Source organism: Roseobacter sp. AzwK-3b (assembly GCF_000170875.1).
In the GTDB taxonomy this organism is placed as follows: domain Bacteria; phylum Pseudomonadota; class Alphaproteobacteria; order Rhodobacterales; family Rhodobacteraceae; genus Roseovarius; species Roseovarius litoreus.
This window is the reverse complement of the sequence record NZ_ABCR01000003.1, coordinates 57,999-73,749: the sequence shown is the minus strand read 5'-3', so window position 1 is coordinate 73,749 and position 15,751 is coordinate 57,999. Positions and strand designations below refer to the sequence as shown.

At 61.7% G+C, this 15,751-nt stretch carries 16 protein-coding genes; 4 read left to right on the top strand and 12 right to left on the bottom strand.

All coding sequences use genetic code 11. The features are described from left to right. Nucleotides 1–28: 28 nt before the first annotated feature. Both RAZWK3B_RS06640 and infC read right to left on the bottom strand, forming a co-directional pair. Nucleotides 29–631 carry an SAM-dependent methyltransferase gene (locus tag RAZWK3B_RS06640; RefSeq protein ID WP_037295295.1) on the bottom strand — a complete coding sequence of 201 codons (603 nt, stop codon included), beginning with the start codon at nucleotides 629–631 and terminating at the stop codon, nucleotides 29–31. Between the two features lie 197 nt (nucleotides 632–828). Continuing rightward, nucleotides 829–1,323 (bottom strand): translation initiation factor IF-3, encoded by a 495-nt coding sequence (gene infC / locus RAZWK3B_RS06635; RefSeq protein WP_502685145.1) that lies wholly within the window; start codon nucleotides 1,321–1,323, stop codon nucleotides 829–831. A gap of 254 nt (nucleotides 1,324–1,577) precedes the next feature. Here infC and RAZWK3B_RS06630 point away from each other — a divergent pair, with 254 nt between their 5' ends. Further along, a complete protein-coding gene (locus RAZWK3B_RS06630; RefSeq protein WP_007813437.1) occupies nucleotides 1,578–2,345 on the top strand; it encodes a hypothetical protein in 768 nt (255 codons plus the stop codon). A gap of 95 nt (nucleotides 2,346–2,440) precedes the next feature. Here the strand turns inward: RAZWK3B_RS06630 and RAZWK3B_RS06625 are convergent, their stop codons facing one another. From RAZWK3B_RS06625 to cysG, 6 genes are all read right to left on the bottom strand, one after another. Then, complete coding sequence (locus RAZWK3B_RS06625) at nucleotides 2,441–3,292, bottom strand: ferredoxin--NADP reductase (RefSeq protein WP_007813436.1); 852 nt, start codon at nucleotides 3,290–3,292, stop codon at nucleotides 2,441–2,443. A 70-nt stretch (nucleotides 3,293–3,362) separates the two neighbouring features. Then, complete coding sequence (locus RAZWK3B_RS06620; protein WP_007813435.1) at nucleotides 3,363–3,767, bottom strand: DUF934 domain-containing protein; 405 nt, start codon at nucleotides 3,765–3,767, stop codon at nucleotides 3,363–3,365. Continuing rightward, entirely contained in the window at nucleotides 3,764–4,498 is a 735-nt protein-coding gene (locus RAZWK3B_RS06615; protein ID WP_007813434.1) for a phosphoadenylyl-sulfate reductase, read from the bottom strand. Before RAZWK3B_RS06615 ends, RAZWK3B_RS06620 begins: the two co-directional genes overlap by 4 nt. Further along, nucleotides 4,485–6,158 carry a nitrite/sulfite reductase gene (locus RAZWK3B_RS06610; RefSeq protein ID WP_007813433.1) on the bottom strand — a complete coding sequence of 558 codons (1,674 nt, stop codon included), beginning with the start codon at nucleotides 6,156–6,158 and terminating at the stop codon, nucleotides 4,485–4,487. The genes RAZWK3B_RS06615 and RAZWK3B_RS06610 overlap by 14 nt, the downstream gene beginning before the upstream one ends. Continuing rightward, nucleotides 6,151–6,459: a DUF2849 domain-containing protein gene (locus tag RAZWK3B_RS06605; protein ID WP_007813432.1), complete on the bottom strand. Its 309-nt coding sequence runs from the start codon at nucleotides 6,457–6,459 to the stop codon at nucleotides 6,151–6,153. The genes RAZWK3B_RS06610 and RAZWK3B_RS06605 overlap by 8 nt, the downstream gene beginning before the upstream one ends. Nucleotide 6,460: 1 nt before the next feature. Next, nucleotides 6,461–7,855 carry a siroheme synthase CysG gene (gene cysG, locus RAZWK3B_RS06600; protein WP_007813431.1) on the bottom strand — a complete coding sequence of 465 codons (1,395 nt, stop codon included), beginning with the start codon at nucleotides 7,853–7,855 and terminating at the stop codon, nucleotides 6,461–6,463. Between the two features lie 145 nt (nucleotides 7,856–8,000). On the opposite strand from cysG, the gene RAZWK3B_RS06595 reads away from it, so the two are divergent. Continuing rightward, nucleotides 8,001–8,462: an Lrp/AsnC family transcriptional regulator gene (locus RAZWK3B_RS06595; protein WP_007813430.1), complete on the top strand. Its 462-nt coding sequence runs from the start codon at nucleotides 8,001–8,003 to the stop codon at nucleotides 8,460–8,462. 4 nt (nucleotides 8,463–8,466) lie between these two features. Here RAZWK3B_RS06595 and tpiA read toward each other — a convergent pair whose 3' ends face one another. The 4 genes from tpiA to rimK all read right to left on the bottom strand — a co-directional run bounded on the left by tpiA (nucleotide 8,467) and on the right by rimK (nucleotide 11,607). Then, on the bottom strand, nucleotides 8,467–9,213 hold the full coding sequence (gene tpiA / locus RAZWK3B_RS06590) for a triose-phosphate isomerase (protein ID WP_007813429.1): 747 nt from the start codon (nucleotides 9,211–9,213) through the stop codon (nucleotides 8,467–8,469). 54 nt (nucleotides 9,214–9,267) lie between these two features. Further along, the gene (locus RAZWK3B_RS06585) at nucleotides 9,268–9,618 is read right to left on the bottom strand and encodes a HesB/IscA family protein (protein ID WP_007813428.1); all 351 of its coding nucleotides are present in this window, start codon (nucleotides 9,616–9,618) and stop codon (nucleotides 9,268–9,270) included. A 29-nt stretch (nucleotides 9,619–9,647) separates the two neighbouring features. Beyond that, nucleotides 9,648–10,010: an SUF system Fe-S cluster assembly protein gene (locus RAZWK3B_RS06580; RefSeq protein WP_007813427.1), complete on the bottom strand. Its 363-nt coding sequence runs from the start codon at nucleotides 10,008–10,010 to the stop codon at nucleotides 9,648–9,650. A 178-nt stretch (nucleotides 10,011–10,188) separates the two neighbouring features. Further along, the gene (gene rimK / locus RAZWK3B_RS06575) at nucleotides 10,189–11,607 is read right to left on the bottom strand and encodes a 30S ribosomal protein S6--L-glutamate ligase (protein ID WP_007813426.1); all 1,419 of its coding nucleotides are present in this window, start codon (nucleotides 11,605–11,607) and stop codon (nucleotides 10,189–10,191) included. 153 nt (nucleotides 11,608–11,760) lie between these two features. Between rimK and tgt the strand changes: the two genes are divergently transcribed. Together tgt and lon are read left to right on the top strand one after the other, a co-directional pair. Next, entirely contained in the window at nucleotides 11,761–12,900 is a 1,140-nt protein-coding gene (gene tgt, locus RAZWK3B_RS06570; protein WP_037295227.1) for a tRNA guanosine(34) transglycosylase Tgt, read from the top strand. A 243-nt stretch (nucleotides 12,901–13,143) separates the two neighbouring features. Next, nucleotides 13,144–15,555, top strand: a complete 2,412-nt coding sequence (lon, locus tag RAZWK3B_RS06565; RefSeq protein WP_007813423.1) for an endopeptidase La — start codon at nucleotides 13,144–13,146, stop codon at nucleotides 15,553–15,555. The last annotated feature ends 196 nt before the right edge of the window (nucleotides 15,556–15,751 follow it).

Here is a 15,751-nt window from a genome sequence, read left to right as displayed (position 1 = left end):
GGGCGCGAGACTGACCCTCCGGCAGGTGTTACGCGTCCGTCTCGGGGCGTCGGGCGACCAGATTGATCAGGGCCGAGCGTCCGCAATGTCCACGACCCTCGCTGATCTCCCGCTCATATGCGCGGCACTCCAATATCTGCCAGTCCCCAAAAGCCGCGCGCAGCAGGTCTTCGGTATACATGTTTTCCGCATAGGGCGGCCCGCCGGTGCCAAGCGCGATCTGCTCGGGCGTGTAGCCATGCAGCAAAATCAGCCCTCCGGGCTTGACGCTGCGCCGCATTCCGTCGAACAGACGGGCGCGCTCATCGGGTCCAACGAACTGGATGAAGATACCGACCACAAGATCGAACGTCTCGGGCCAGTCATGCGCCAGCACGTCGGTTTCGCGGAAGCTCACCGTCACGCCCTTCTCGGCGGCAAGCGCCCGGGCCTTGGCGATGGCCGAGGGCGCGAGCTCCAGCGCCGTCACCTCCAGACCGCGCTCCGCCATGAACACCGAGTTGCGCCCCTCGCCATCCGCCACCGCCAGCGCCGTAGCTCCCGGCACCAGCAGATCGGCGTGATCGGTCAGAAAGGCCGCAGGCTCCCGACCGAACACGTATTCCTGCGTCGCGAAGCGCTCTTCCCACATCAGCATCCATGTCCTTTCGGTGTCGGGTATCCAGTGTTGGTCCTACCATCATAAAACCCGCTCGCACCGGGCGGTGCAAGCGGGTGATTGTCGCGTGTTTGTGTACGGAAGGGACACAAATCAGGGGGCAAGTGCCGAAGTTTGTCCCAAACCGGTGTAGGATTTGTACGGATCGTACGCAGTCCGCGCCGCCGCGCTCAGCGCGAAAGTGGGCCGATCACCATGATCATTTGACGACCTTCCATCTTGGGCATGTTCTCGACCTTGCCCAGATCCTTGACGTCCTCCGCCACCCGGTGCAGCAGGTCGCGGCCCAGATCCTGATGCGCCATTTCGCGGCCGCGGAACCTCAGCGTGATCTTCACCTTGTCGCCATTTTCCAAGAATCTGAAGACGTTACGCATTTTGACGTCATAGTCATGCGTGTCGGTGTTGGGTCTGAACTTGACCTCTTTCACCTCGATGATCTTCTGTTTCTTGCGCGCCTCGGCCTCGCGTTTCTGCTGTTCGTACTTGAACTTGCCGAAGTCCATGATCTTGCAGACAGGCGGTTCGGCATTGGGCGAGATCTCGACCAGATCCAACCCCGCCTCCTCGGCCATCTCCATCGCCCGCTCCGGCGTCACGACGCCAACGTTTTCTCCGTCCGCTCCGATCAGACGGATTTCCGGGCCGCGGATCTTTTCGTTTATGCGGGGGCCTGTTTCGCGCGTCGGGGGCGCGTTGTGGGGTCTGCGGGCTATGGCTTTGTTCCTTTGGTTGTTGGGGTAATTTGATGCGCGAAAGTAACCGCGCCATCACGGCGTTTCAAGCGGCAAAATCGGCTGATCCAAGCCTAAATAAGCAAGATTGCCTCTTGCGGCTTTTCATTTGGGTCGACATCTGAAAGCAAGGACAAGAAGGCCGCAAGCTGTTGGTCGGCCTATATTTCGAGGGGAAGAGAGTGATGAGAAACCTTGTTTGGATACTGGTGGCCGTTGCCGTGCTGGCAGGTGGCTACATGTTGTTCACCGGCAAATCGGTCGATGAGATCGCCGAGGCAGTCACCGGCGTGGTCGAGCAGCCGGAACCCTTGCAAGAGGCTGCAGACACCGCCGCCGAAGAGGCCGGGCAGGCAGTGGACGCAGCACAGGACGCCGCAAGCGAAGCGGCAGACACAGCCTCGCAAGCCGCGGGCGACGCCGTTGACGCCACGCAGGACGCCGCATCTTCTGCGGCAGACGCGGCCACCTCTGCGGTGGAAGGTGCCGTAGAGGCCGCACAGGACACGGTAGACGCCGCGCAGCAGGCGGTTGAAGAAGCGGTCACCGCCGCCGATCCAGCCGCCGATGCCGCAACCGAAAGCACCTCGTCGGATGCTGCTCAAGCTACTGAAGCAGCTGAGGAAACTGCACCGGCCGCGACCGAAAGCCCGTCTGATGCCGCGCCCGAGGCGACCCCGAGCACAGACAGCGCGACGGATGCCGCGACGGATGCAGCCCCCCAGACAGAACCCGAGACACCGGCAGAGGCCGCAACCGATAGCGCCGCGCAAACGCCCGAGGCCCTGACTGACGATGGCTTCGACTTCGATAAGGTCGCGCAGATGATCGACGAGTCCCAGTTGGGCGACATGCAGAAAACCTTGCTGAAAGGCACTCTGGATCAGGCGCGCAACAATCCTGATCTTCTAAGCCAGGCGCTGTCGTCGGTCCGCGAGGCGCTTGGTCTGTAATCCCACGCGTCAAACCGCTGAACAAGAAACCCGCGCCATTGGGCGCGGGTTTTTTGTCTGCTGATTGGCTTGGGGAGGGCGTCACCGCCCGTCCATCAGTCCAGAAACGCTTTTTCGACAACATATTCCTTGGGGTCGGAATTGGCCCCCTCACGCAGGCCGTAGCTTTCAAGCATCTCCTTGATTTCAAGGTTGAATGCCAGATTGCCACAAACCATCGCCCGATCCGTTTCAGGCGCAAGCGGCGCCACGCCGAGATCCGCGAACACCTCGCCCGAGCGCATCAGATCCGTGATGCGCCCCATCTTGGGGCTGTCTTCGCGGGTTGTGGTCGGGTAGTAGCGCAACTTTTCGTGGAAACCTTCGCCGATCAGCTCTTCGAGCATCTCGTCGCTGCGAATGCTGTCGATCAGGTCGCGGCCATACGCCAACTCTCCCACTTCGCGGCATGTGTGGGTGATGATCACCTCATCGTAATCGGTATAGGTCTGCGGGTCGCGCAGCAGCGACGCGAAAGGCGCAAAACCGGTGCCGGTGGCGAAGAGCCAGATCCGTTTGCCCGGCAGCAACGCATCATGCACCAGCGTGCCTACAGGTTTGGGGCGCAGGATGATCTCGTCGCCCGGCTGGATATGCTGGAGCCGCGATGTGAGCGGGCCGTCCTGCACCTTGATCGAATAGAACTCCAACTCGTCATCCCAACTGGGCGAGGCGATGGAATAGGCGCGCAGAAGCGGCTTTTCCTTGCCGGTCTTCTCGTCCGTCTGCATCAGGCCGATCATCACGAACTCGCCCGAGCGGAACCTGAGCGACGCGGGCCGCGTCACCCGGAAGGAAAACAGGCGATCCGTCCAATGCGTGACTTGGGTGACTTTCTGCGCGTCGGGCAGGGTGGGGGTCTTGACGGCCTTGGCGGGTGCTTCGGTCACTGTGCTGATCTCGTTCATTGCCTCGTCTGCCGGTTCGTTAAACCGACACCTTTAAGTAATCTTTGATTCAGGTCAGGTACAGGGCGGTTTATCCGCGCAGGCGCGCCTGATAGTCATGCGCCTGCCAATCTGCGCGGAAAAGCCACTGATCCTCGGGCTGGCGCGCGGCCAGATCCTCCGAGATTTCGATCTCGTCGAACCCGGCACGCCGCGCCATAGCGTATTGATCGGCGATCACGTGACCCCGTGCGCGCAGACGGCCCTTGTAGCCCATCAGGCGCAGGTGCCGCGCCATGGTGAAGCCGCGCCCATCCGAAAAACTGGGAAAGTCCACGCGAATGAGCCTGATGCCGGGCAGGCGGCCTGCAAGCTCCTGTGGATCGGCGCTCGAGGGCAAGTCGATGCCATGATCCGTGCGCGCGTCTTCCAGTGCGGATATCGGGGCTGTCCAGTCGTCGGGGCGAAACCCTTCGTCGGTGACGATGATACTCATGCTGTCTCTCCTTGGCGAATGATCCGCCCGTTTTCGAAATGAATGCCGCATTCGGTCTTGTCGTGACCGCGCCAGCGGCCTGATCTTGGGTCTTCATGGTCCGCCACGCGGGTGGTGCAGACCTGGCAGCCGATGGACGGATAGCCGCGCGCCACCAAGGGATGCCGGGGCAGCCGGTTTTCGTCCATGTAGGTGCGGATATCTTCGGGGGTCCAATGGGCAAGCGGGTTGACCTTGATGCGCCCGGTACCCGGATCGGCCTCGAAGAAGTCCAGCGCGGCGCGGCTCGGCCCCTGGTAACGCTTGCGCCCGGTGATCCAGCCATCGAAGCCTTCCAGCGCGCGCGCCAGTGGCCTTGTCTTGCGCAGGTCACAGCAGGCGTCGGGGTTCGAGCGGTGCAGCACGCGGGCGGGATCCTCGCTGTGCAGATCGGCCTTCCCCGCCCGCACGATGCGCAGATCGCGCAGATCCAACCGCTCGGCCAATTCGTGCTGATAGACCAGCGTTTCGGCAAACAGCATGCCGGTATCGACGAAGATCACCGGGGTGTCGCGCCTCAGGACGGCGATCATATGCAGCAACACCACCGACTCCGCGCCGAAGCTTGACACAAGCGCCAGCCGCCCGGCATCGGCGTCACGCAAAGCATGCGCCAGAACGTCACTGGCCGCATGATGCCGGTAGCGCGCATTCAGGGCCTGCACACGCAACGTCGGATCACTGCGCTGCATAGGCATCTGCCCCGGCGTTGTCATAAAGCGCGGTCTTGAACGGCTCCATCCCGATGCGGCGATAGGTCTGCAGGAACGTCTCGTCGTGGCTGTCGCGGTAGTCGAGATAGGTTCGCACGATCCTTTCGATCGCCGAGAGGATCTCATCGGCCGAGAAGCCGGGACCGGTCCGGTCACCCAGACTCGCTGTCTCGGTGTGATCGCCGCCAAGCGTGATCTGGTAACTCTCCACCCCGGCCCGGTCGAGTCCAAGGATCCCGATATGGCCGACATGATGATGCCCGCAGGCATTGATGCAGCCGGAAATCTTGATCTTCAACTCGCCGATTTCATGCTCGAGATTCAAGTCGTCGAAGCGCCGGGCGATATCCTGGGCAATCGGGATCGAACGGGCCGTGGCCAGCGCGCAGTAATCCATGCCGGGGCAGGCGATGATATCCGAAATCAGTCCGATATTGGCGGTGGCCAGCCCGTGCTTTTTCAGCGCGGCATGAACTGTCGGCAGATCGGATTTGTGCACATGCGGCAGGATGACGTTCTGTTCGTGGCTGATGCGCAATTCGTCATGACCATAGCGTTCGGCCAGATCGGCCATGACGCGCATCTGCTCGGCGGTTGCGTCGCCCGGTGTGGCGCCATGCGCCTTGAGGCTGATCTGCACGATGGCATAGCCCGGCGCGCGATGTGCCGCGAGGTTCGTATCGGCCCAGGACCGGAAGATCGGATCGGTCCTGTAGCTTGTGTCGAAGACCGCAGTGCTGTCGGTGCGAAAGGCGGGCGGGGTGAAAGCGCTTTTGATCTGCGCGAAAAGCGCCAGATCGACGCCCGTGAATGTGGGCCGGATCAGGTGGAAACGATCCTCCACGCGGGCGCGGATGTCGTCGATCCCGTGTTCGTGTACGGTGATCTTGATACGTGATTTATACTTGTTGTCGCGCCGACCGAGCAGGTTCCAGACGCTGACCACCGCCTCCAGATAGGGCAGGAGATCGTCCTGGCTTACGAACTCATTGAGGACCTTGCCGATCATCGGTGTGCGCCCAAGCCCACCGCCCACGATCACACGATAGCCGGTTTGCCCGTCGCGGCGGACGATCTGCAGCCCAATGTCATGCGCGCGCGTCACCGCGCGGTCGGCGGCGGCCCCGGTGACGGCGATCTTGAACTTGCGCGGCAGGAACTGGAACTCGGGGTGATCGGTGGACCATTGCCGGATCAGCTCGGCCACCGGGCGGGGATCGGTGATCTCATCTGCTGCGGCACCGGCGAAATGGTCGGCGGTCACGTTGCGGATGGTGTTGCCGCTGGTCTGGATGGCGTGCATGCCCACCTCGGCCAGCGCATCCAGCATGTCGGGCACGTCGCGCAATTTGGGCCAGTTGTACTGGATGTTCTGGCGCGTGGTGAAGTGGCCATAGCCCTTGTCCCAACGCTCGGCGATATAGGCCAGCTGGCGCATCTGACGGCTGTTGAGCGTGCCATAGGGGATCGCCACGCGCAGCATATAGGCGTGCAGTTGCAGATAAAGCCCGTTCATCAGGCGCAGTGGCTTGAATTCATCCTCGGTCAATGCGCCGCTCAGACGGCGTTCGACCTGCTGGCGGAACTGGCGGTTGCGCTCGGCCACGAAGGCCGCGTCGAATTCGGTATAGTCATACATCGGTCAACTCCGCTTGTTTGCCGTGGCGGTAATTCGAGGGGCCGGTGCGGCGGAATGCCTCGCGGAAATGGACGGGTTCGGGGCCGTTGGCACCTGCTTTGGCCTCGGCAAGGTAAACACCCACGACCGTCTCGGTTTGCGCCTGTGCCATCAGAAGCCGCAACTGGGATTCTGCCTCGTCGGTGATCAACTCGGCTTCGGACATGTGCCGGGTCCATCGGTCATCGCGGGTCAGGTAAACGACATCGCCTTCGATCAGCGCGTTGGCGGTGACGACTTTGGGGGTGAAGTCGCGGGGCATTTCAGGCAAGCTCCTGTTCTAAAGCGGAAAGTTCAACCTGGGTGGCGCGCGGCGCCAGCCCGTAGAATGTCAGCGCAGGCCCGGTGACAGCAGCTTCGTTCAGATCCTGCGGCAGCCGGTCAAGCGTGGTGCCGAGGATGCGTTGATCGGGCCGCGAGGCGTTCTCGACCACCGTGACCGGCGTGGTCCGATCGGCACCGTGCATGATGAGACGTCCTTGAATGAAGCGGGCGGATTTTTTGCCCATGTAGATTGCGGCAACCTCTCCGGGGCGGGCCAATGCGGACCAGTCGTGATCGGCAAAGCCGGCCATGTCATGCCCCGTCAGGAACCGAACCGAGGCATTGCGACGCCGCTGCGTCAGGCTCTGGCCGATGGCGGCAACGCTGGCCGAGGCTGCGGTGATGCCGGGAACGATGTGCCAGCCTATGCCAGCTGCATCCACTGCGTCGATTTCTTCGTCAAGACGGCCGAAAACGGTAGGGTCTCCGCCTTTCAGGCGCACGACCTGCGCGCCTTGGGTCGCATGTTCCGTGATCAGCCGGTTGACGTCGTCCTGCGTCATCGAAGGTCCGAACCCTTCTTTGCCGGCGTCGATCAGCGTGGCTTCGCGGCGGGCAAGCTCAAGGATCTCGGGTGTGACGAGCCGGTCATGAATGACCACATCCGCCGTATCGAGCGCCTTGCGCGCCTTGAGGGTCAGAAGCTCGGGATCGCCCGGACCCGCGCCGACAAAAGCCACGTGCCCGGGGCGTTCCGCCGCGCTGTGATGGCGGCGCAAAAGCCCGTCCAGCATGGTCTGCGCCGCCTCTTGCCCGCCGTGATCCATGGCGCGTGGTCCTGCGGTGAAGTAGTAATCCGCCCAGAAATCACGCCGTGCGCGGCCCACCGGCAGAGTTTCGGCCATCCTGCGAAACGCCTTGCCGATCCGCGCCAGCGGGCCAAGGGTTGCAGGCAGGCGGGCCTCCAGATCGGCCTTGATGGCACGGGCCAGAACGGGGGCGGCGCCTTCGGTGCCGATCGCTACTGTCACCGGGTCGCGGTCGACGATGGCGGGGGTGATGAACTGGCTGTCGGCGAGGTTGTCGACGATGTTGGTCAGCGCCCCGTCCGCGCGGGCGATGGCGCTGGTGCGGGCGTCTTCGTACTCGTCCTCGTCGGCGGCGTAGAACAGCACGGCGCAGAGCGCGTCACCGGGCTCCATTGCGCGACGATGCAGGGTCAGACGGCCTTCGGCGGCCCAGCCGGTGATCTCGGGGGCGGGGCTGGGGGCGAAGACGGTCAGATGGGCTTCGGTCTTGAGCAGCAGGCGGAGCTTTGCAAGCGCGGCATCGCCGCCACCCGACAGGACGATCCGGCGACCTTCGACCGCGAGGAAAACAGGAAAATGTTTCATGGGATGTCCCCGGTGAACTGTTTGACTTCTCCGTCAATATAGAAAATATTCCCATATAAACGCCATAGCCCGGCATAATTAAGAACATATGTTCCAAATCATGTGGGCCTTGCCGGGGCTGTTCCAAGAAAAAGGGAAATGTGAAATGAGTGTTCGCCTGGATGATCTGGATCGGAAAATACTTGTGCAGCTGCAGCAGGACGGCGGGCAGTCGCTAGACGATATCGCCAAGATCGTCGGCAGCTCCAAGACGCCGGTCTGGAACCGGATTCGCAAGATGCGCGAGGCGGGCATCATCAAACAGCAGACCTTTCTGCTGGATGCCGAAGCCCTTGGTTTTGAAGCATGTTTCTTCGTTCTGATCCGCACGTCGGAGCATGATGCGGTATGGCAGGCGAAGTTCCTGCAAGCATTACGGGACCGGCCCGAAGTGCAGGAGGCGCATCGGCTGGCGGGGGATATCGACTATATCCTGAAGGTCCGGGTGGCCAATGCGCGGGCTTATGACACGTTTTATCAGGCGCTGATTTCAGAGGTGAAGGTGCATAACGTCACCGCACTTTTGTCGATGGAAGAGATCAAATCGACCACGATGCTGCCACTGTGAGAGCCTAAACAGTACGCTCCAACACATTGATTATAGGTGTGAAATCAGCTTCACGCAGGCTTGCGCCGCCGACAAGGGCGCCGTCCACGTTTGGCACGGCGAAAATCTCGGCGGCGTTGGTCGGCTTGACGGACCCACCATAGAGAATGCGCATCTCGGCCATGGCGGGGCCGAAGCGAGACGTCAGGTTTTCCCGAATGAAATCATGGACTTCGCCGATCTGTTCCAGGGTCGGGATCTTGCCGGTTCCGATGGCCCAGACGGGTTCATAGGCGATCACGGTGTTGGCGCTGGTCGCACTGTCCGGGACCGAGCCTGCCAATTGCGCGCCGATCACCTTCAGGGTCTGTCCGGTATCGCGCTCAGTCAGGGTTTCGCCGATACAGATGATCGCAATCAGCCCGCTGGCATGGGCTGCCGACGCTTTGGCGCGGACCAAATCATTGGTTTCATTGTAAGTTTCGCGGCGTTCCGAATGCCCGACAATGACAGCGGTGGCGCCCGTGTCAGCGATCATCGGCGCCGAGATGTCACCGGTATGGGCGCCGGAGGCGGCGCTGTGGCAGTCTTGCGCCCCTATATCTGGTGCATGTCCGGTCACCATCTGGCTGGCTTGAAACAGCAAGGTCGCGGGCGGACAGATCAGGATATCGACGCCAGGGGAGGGATGCACCTTGACGATGGCTTGCAATTCGGCAAGCGCCGCGCTGGTTCCGTTCATCTTCCAATTTCCGGCAACCAGTTTGCGCATGCCCGAAGGTCCGTTCTTTTATTCTTGATTATTCAGTGACTTGGAACGCGACGTTCACATGCCTTCAAACTTGATGGATTCGCCGCAACCGCAGGCTTCGGTCACGTTGGGATTGTTGAACACGAATCCGGATTCCAGAAGTGATGTCTTGTAGTCGATCTCGGTGCCGAAGAGGAACATCTGCGCCATGGGCGCGATCATCACGCGCGCGCCATTCTGCTCGACCACCTCATCGTGAGGATCAACCTCGGTCACATACTCCATGGTGTATTCCATGCCGGCGCAGCCGCCCTTCTTGACCCCGATGCGCAACCCCTGATGTCCGTCACGGTCCATCAGTTTGGCGATCTGGGAGGCGGCGTCGGTCGTCATGCTGACGGCCTGTTTTCCGGGAATTCCAAACATGAGAACTTCCTTTTAGCCGATTGATTTTATTACATGAAACCAAGTTCAAGGCGGGCTTCGTCGCTCATCATGTCCATGCCCCATGGCGGATCCCAGACGAGCTCTACATCGACCTGTTTGACACCGGCGACCGGCTCGATCGCTTCGGCGACCCAACCGGGCATCTCACCGGCGACAGGACAGCCGGGAGCGGTGAGCGTCATGATGACACGCACAGCATTCTCGGCGTCGATCTCGATCGTGTATATGAGTCCCAGATCATAGATATTCACTGGAATTTCAGGGTCATAGACGGTCCTGCACGCTTCGACCAACTGGTCGTAGAGCGGGTGATCCGTGCTTGACGGGGCGATGAGTGGCGCGCCTTCAAGAGGTTCGGGGCTGTGGGTCATGTCCTGCGTCCTGCGGTGTTCCTGATTAAACATATAAGATTTATGATCGGATACGTCCAGAGGGGGTGTTGTGTAGGGTTCGTAAGAAACTTACGCGCCTTTGGTACCAAACGGCGCGCTGATGGCGCGCGTTGTGTCCCATCCGTACACATTACCGATCAAACGGGTCAATCGGGCGTCACTCGACCTCTGAACTGCCGGCGCGGCGGCGCCGGATCGGGACGGGGCGAACACGGGATTCGATCTGGTCATAGAGCAGGCCGATGATGTTCTTGCCGGTCGACTGCTCGATTCCCTCGAAGCCGGGAGAGGAATTCACCTCGAGCACTTTCGGTCCGGTTTCCGAGCGCAGCAGATCGACGCCCGCGAGGTTCAGATCGAAGGCCCGAGCTGCGCGGATCGCGGTTTCGCGTTCCTGCTTGGTGATGCGCACCGACTTGGCCGAGCCGCCGCGATGCAGGTTCGAGCGGAAATCACCATCCGCCCCGGTGCGCTTCATCGCGGCGACCACCTTGCCGCCGATCACGAGACAGCGGATATCCTCGCCCGCGGATTCCTTGACGAAATCCTGCACGAGGAAATTCGCCCGCAGACCGCGAAAGGCGTCGATCACCGACTCGGCCGCCTTGCGGGTCTCGGCGAGCACCACGCCCTTGCCCTGGCTTGATTCCAGCAGCTTGACGATCAGCGGCGCTGTGCCGACCAGACCGATCAGGTTGCTGGTGTCCTTGGGCGAGGCAGCGAAGGCGGTGTTCGGCATCCCGATCTTGGCGCGCGCCATCAGCTGATGGGCATAAAGCTTGTCGCGGCTGGCGGTGATCCCCGCCGATGGGTTCACGCAATAGGTGCCGATTGTTTCGAACTGGCGGATGATGGCGGTGCCATAGGGCGTGATCGAGGCACCGATCCGGGGAATGATCGCGTCATAGCGCGGCAGGCGTTTGCCGTCGTAATGCACCTCGGGGGCCATGGCGTTGATCGCCATGTAGCAGCGCGTGGTATTGATGACCTCGACCGAATGGCCGCGTTTCTCGCCTTCCTCGACCAGACGGCGGTTGGAATAGTTGTCTTCACGCGAGAGCACGCAGATCCGCAGGGCGCGGGCCGGGGCGGCCTGTCGCATCTCGGCGGTGTGGTAGACATCATAGCTCAGTTCGGGCTGCATGAACCGGTCGGTCGCGACGATGGTGATGTGATCCTTGAGCGCCTGACGGCCCAGAAGCATCCGGGAATTCATCGTGGAGCGGTTGGTCAGCGTGATCTCGATCGGCCAGGTGTCGCCGTTCACGGCGAGGCTGGATTCGATGACGTAGCGCAGTTCCTTTTCACCGTTCGAAGAGGTCACCTCGCGGCGGTCCACGATCGGGGCGGAGCAGGGGATCACCAGATCGTCACGCCCGGGAATGGGGTGCACGGTGAAGCGGACCTTGGGCTTGGCGGAGGAGCCGAAGGTTTCGATGTCGAAGGCATGCAGAGCGGACGTGCGCGCGCCGGTATCGACCTTGGCCCGGATCGCCGGAACGCCGAGGCCCGGCAGCGCCACCCACTCCTCCCAGCCGAAATTCAGTTGCTGAGGTTCGTCGGGGGTATCGGTCATGTGGATCCTTTTGCGCACGCTGCAGGGTGATGTGACTGACGACCATACCCTGATTAATATGACGATGCCAAGACAGCCCGGCGCGCGCAGCGGCGGGATGGCGGAGGGTTTTGCATGTGGCGGCGAACCGCTTTATGAGGCGCGCAAGGACAGATGCGAGGGCAGCCGGTGACTTTCAGGTTTCGACTTCAGGCGACGGACGGGATGGCAAGGACCGGGGTGATCGACACGCCGCGCGGCGAGGTGCGCACGCCGGCCTTCATGCCGGTGGGCACGGCGGCCACCGTCAAGGCGATGCTGCCGGGCTCGGTGCGCGAGACGGGGGCGGATATTCTTCTGGGCAATACCTATCACCTGATGCTGAGACCCGGCGCCGAGCGGATCGCGAACTTGGGCGGGTTGCATCGCTTCATGAACTGGGAGCGGCCCATTTTGACTGACTCGGGAGGCTTTCAGGTGATGAGCCTTGCGGGGCTGCGCAAGCTGACCGAAGAGGGGGTGACCTTCAAGAGCCATATCGACGGATCACGGCACGAATTGACGCCGGAACGCTCGATGGAGATCCAGCGGCTTCTGGGCAGCGATATCGTGATGTGTTTCGATGAATGCCCGGCGCTGCCCGCCAGCGATGACGAGGTTGCGCGCGCGATGCGGCTGAGCATGCGGTGGGCGGAACGGTCCAAGGACGCGTTCGGCGACAGGCCGGGGCACGCGCTTTTCGGGATCATGCAGGGTGGTGTGACACAAGAGCTGCGCGAGGAATCGGCGCGCGCGCTGGTGGATATCGGGTTTGACGGCTACGCGGTGGGCGGTCTGGCCGTGGGCGAGGGGCAGGAGGCGATGTTCGGCGTGCTGGATTATGCGCCGGGTTATCTGCCGACCGACAAGCCGCGCTACCTGATGGGGGTGGGCAAGCCTGATGACATCGTGGGCGCAGTCAAGCGCGGCATCGACATGATGGATTGCGTGCTGCCGTCACGCTCGGGGCGGACCGGGCAGGTGTTCACGCGGCACGGGGTGCTCAACATCAAGAACGCGCGCCATCAGGACGACCCGCGCCCGCTGGACGATCAATGCGGCTGTCCGGCCTGCCGGGGCTATAGCCGGGCCTATCTGCATCATGTGTTCCGCAGTCAGGAAATCATCAGCTCGATGCTGCTGACATGGCACAACCTGCATTATTATCAGGATATCATGGCCGGGATGCGCGAAGCCATCGCCGAGGGGCGATTTGCTGATTGGGAGGCGGCGTTCCACAAGGGGCGCGAGGCCGGCGATATCGAGCCGCTCTGACGCGCACGGCACGGGGCTTGCAAAGGCTTGGGGCAAAAAACGCGCGCTGACAGCAGGTTGCGCGCATTTGCCGGAAATGCCATTGAAACAGCCCTTGTGAAGCCCCGTCGAGAGGGGCAAACTGGGTCAACTCGGTTGAAACGGGGGCGGGTCCGCCCCAGATATATCCGCAGGAAACGTGGAGACGGGTGTGGCTGCCTGATGCAGGGGCCTGAACCGTCTGCCAAGAGTAAGGAAACGAGCATGCAAGAGCCTCTCAATTCATCCTATCCGGTGCTGCCGCTGCGCGATATCGTGGTCTTCCCCCACATGATCGTGCCGCTGTTCGTTGGCCGTGAAAAATCGGTCCGCGCGCTGGAAGAGGTGATGCAGGACGACAAGCAGATCCTGCTGTCGAGCCAGATCGACGCCAGTATCGACGACCCGACCGAAGACGGCATTTATCGCTCGGGCGTTCTGGCCAATGTGCTGCAACTACTGAAATTGCCCGATGGCACCGTCAAGGTGCTGGTCGAAGGTGTGGCACGGGTGCAGATCACCGATTATCTTGAGAACGAGAATTTCTTCGAGGCGCGCGCCGAATACCTGAGCGAGATGCCGGGCGATCCGGCCACGATCGAGGCGCTGTTGCGCACGGTCAGCGACGAATTCGAGCGCTATGCCAAGGTCAAGAAGAACATCCCCGAGGAGGCGTTGGCCGCTGTCAGCGAAACCGCGGAACCCGCGAAGCTGGCCGATCTGGTCGCCGGGCATTTGGGAATCGACGTAGCCCAAAAGCAGGAGCTTCTGGAGACGCTGTCGATCAGCGAGCGTCTGGAAAAGGTTTACGGGCTGATGCAGGGCGAAATGAGCGTTCTGCAGGTCGAGAAGAAGATCAAGACGCGCGTGAAATCCCAGATGGAGCGCACGCAGCGCGAATATTACCTGAATGAGCAGATGAAGGCCATTCAGAAGGAATTGGGCGATGGCGAAGAGGGCGAAGGCGAGATTGCCGAGCTCGAAGAGCGCATCTCCAAGACCAAGCTGAGCAAGGAGGCGCGCGACAAGGCCGAGGGCGAGCTGAAAAAGCTCAAGAACATGAGCCCGATGAGCGCCGAGGCGACGGTGGTGCGCAACTACCTGGACTGGATGCTGTCGATCCCGTGGGGTGTGAAATCCCGCGTGAAGAAGGATCTGGGCCGCGCCGAGAAGATCCTCGACACCGACCATTACGGGCTTGAGAAGGTCAAGGAGCGGATCGTCGAGTATCTGGCGGTGCAGCAACGCTCGAAAAAGCTGAAAGGCCCGATCCTGTGCCTTGTCGGCCCGCCGGGTGTGGGCAAGACATCGCTTGGGGAATCGGTCGCCAAGGCCACGGGGCGCGAGTTTATCCGCATCTCGCTTGGCGGGGTGCGCGACGAATCCGAGATTCGTGGCCATCGCCGGACCTATATCGGCTCGATGCCCGGCAAGATCATTCAGGCGCTGAAAAAGGCCAAGACGACCAATCCGCTGATCCTGCTCGATGAGATCGACAAGATGGGTCAGGATTTCCGTGGCGATCCCGCCAGTGCGATGCTCGAGGTTCTGGACCCTGAACAGAACGGCAGCTTCGTGGACCACTATCTTGAGGTGGAATACGATCTGTCGAACGTGATGTTCCTGACCACGGCCAACAGCTACAACATGCCGGGGCCGCTTCTGGACCGGATGGAGATCATCCCGCTCGCCGGCTACACCGAGGACGAAAAGCGCGAGATCGCCAAGCAGCATCTCATCGCCAAGCAGATCAAGAACCACGGTCTGCGCAAGGGCGAGTTCGAGCTGGCGGATGATGCGCTGACCGATATCATCCGGCACTACACCCGCGAGGCCGGTGTGCGGAACCTCGAGCGCGAAATCGCCAAGGTGGCGCGCAAGGCGGTGACGCAGATCATCAAGGGTGAAACCAAGTCGGTGAAGGTCACGTCGGAGAATATCGACGACTTCCTTGGCGTGCGGAAGTTCAAGTACGGTCTGGCCGAAGAGAAGGATCAGGTCGGTGTCGTGACCGGGCTGGCCTATACGTCGGTCGGTGGCGAGCTTTTGAACATCGAAGCGGTGCGCCTGCCGGGCAAGGGCCGGATGAAGACCACCGGCACGCTTGGCGATGTGATGAAGGAATCGATCGATGCGGCCAATTCCTATGTCAGGTCGATCGCGCCCGAAATCGGTGTGAAGCCGCCGCGCTTCGAGAAATGGGATATCCACGTGCACGTCCCCGAAGGGGCCACGCCGAAGGATGGCCCCTCGGCGGGTCTGGCGATGGTGACGTCGATCGTGTCGGTGCTGACGGGTATTCCGGTGCGCAAGGACATCGCCATGACCGGCGAGGTTACGTTGCGCGGCAATGCGCTGGCCATTGGCGGGCTGAAGGAAAAGCTTCTGGCGGCCCTGCGTGGCGGGATCAAGACGGTGCTCATTCCACGTGAGAACGAGAAGGACCTGACCGAGATCCCCGACAATGTGAAAGAGGGGCTGGATATCATCCCCGTCGATCACGTGCGCGATGTGCTGAAACTGGCGCTGGTGCGTCAGCCCGAGCCGGTGGAATGGGACGAAGAGGCCGAAGAGGCCGCCGCAGCCGAAGCCGCGCTGAAGAGCGAAGGCACGGCCAAGAGTGCAACGGCCCATTAAGCCAGTTCGTCTGCGTTTATTTTGGCGAAGCCCCTGTCGGACGATCCGACAGGGCCTTTTGCTTGTGCGATTGCACAGTGGCGAGGTGCGTGCGGGCAGGGCAGGGACAGCGCGCGGCGCTGTCTGCGGTTAGGGCGTTCCGTCTTTACCATCACGCATCAGCCAAAGGCGAAACGCGTGCAATGATGGAATGGGG

Coding starts and splice junctions, on each gene's coding strand:
- RAZWK3B_RS06640 (WP_037295295.1), bottom strand. CDS start 631: ATGTGGGAAGAGCGCTTCGCGACGCAGGAATACGTGTTCGGTCGGGAG.
- RAZWK3B_RS06630 (WP_007813437.1), top strand. CDS start 1,578: ATGAGAAACCTTGTTTGGATACTGGTGGCCGTTGCCGTGCTGGCAGGT.
- RAZWK3B_RS06625 (WP_007813436.1), bottom strand. CDS start 3,292: ATGAACGAGATCAGCACAGTGACCGAAGCACCCGCCAAGGCCGTCAAG.
- RAZWK3B_RS06620 (WP_007813435.1), bottom strand. CDS start 3,767: ATGAGTATCATCGTCACCGACGAAGGGTTTCGCCCCGACGACTGGACA.
- RAZWK3B_RS06615 (WP_007813434.1), bottom strand. CDS start 4,498: ATGCAGCGCAGTGATCCGACGTTGCGTGTGCAGGCCCTGAATGCGCGC.
- RAZWK3B_RS06610 (WP_007813433.1), bottom strand. CDS start 6,158: ATGTATGACTATACCGAATTCGACGCGGCCTTCGTGGCCGAGCGCAAC.
- RAZWK3B_RS06605 (WP_007813432.1), bottom strand. CDS start 6,459: ATGCCCCGCGACTTCACCCCCAAAGTCGTCACCGCCAACGCGCTGATC.
- cysG (WP_007813431.1), bottom strand. CDS start 7,855: ATGAAACATTTTCCTGTTTTCCTCGCGGTCGAAGGTCGCCGGATCGTC.
- RAZWK3B_RS06595 (WP_007813430.1), top strand. CDS start 8,001: ATGAGTGTTCGCCTGGATGATCTGGATCGGAAAATACTTGTGCAGCTG.
- tpiA (WP_007813429.1), bottom strand. CDS start 9,213: ATGCGCAAACTGGTTGCCGGAAATTGGAAGATGAACGGAACCAGCGCG.
- RAZWK3B_RS06585 (WP_007813428.1), bottom strand. CDS start 9,618: ATGTTTGGAATTCCCGGAAAACAGGCCGTCAGCATGACGACCGACGCC.
- RAZWK3B_RS06580 (WP_007813427.1), bottom strand. CDS start 10,010: ATGACCCACAGCCCCGAACCTCTTGAAGGCGCGCCACTCATCGCCCCG.
- rimK (WP_007813426.1), bottom strand. CDS start 11,607: ATGACCGATACCCCCGACGAACCTCAGCAACTGAATTTCGGCTGGGAG.
- tgt (WP_037295227.1), top strand. CDS start 11,761: ATGCGAGGGCAGCCGGTGACTTTCAGGTTTCGACTTCAGGCGACGGAC.
- lon (WP_007813423.1), top strand. CDS start 13,144: ATGCAAGAGCCTCTCAATTCATCCTATCCGGTGCTGCCGCTGCGCGAT.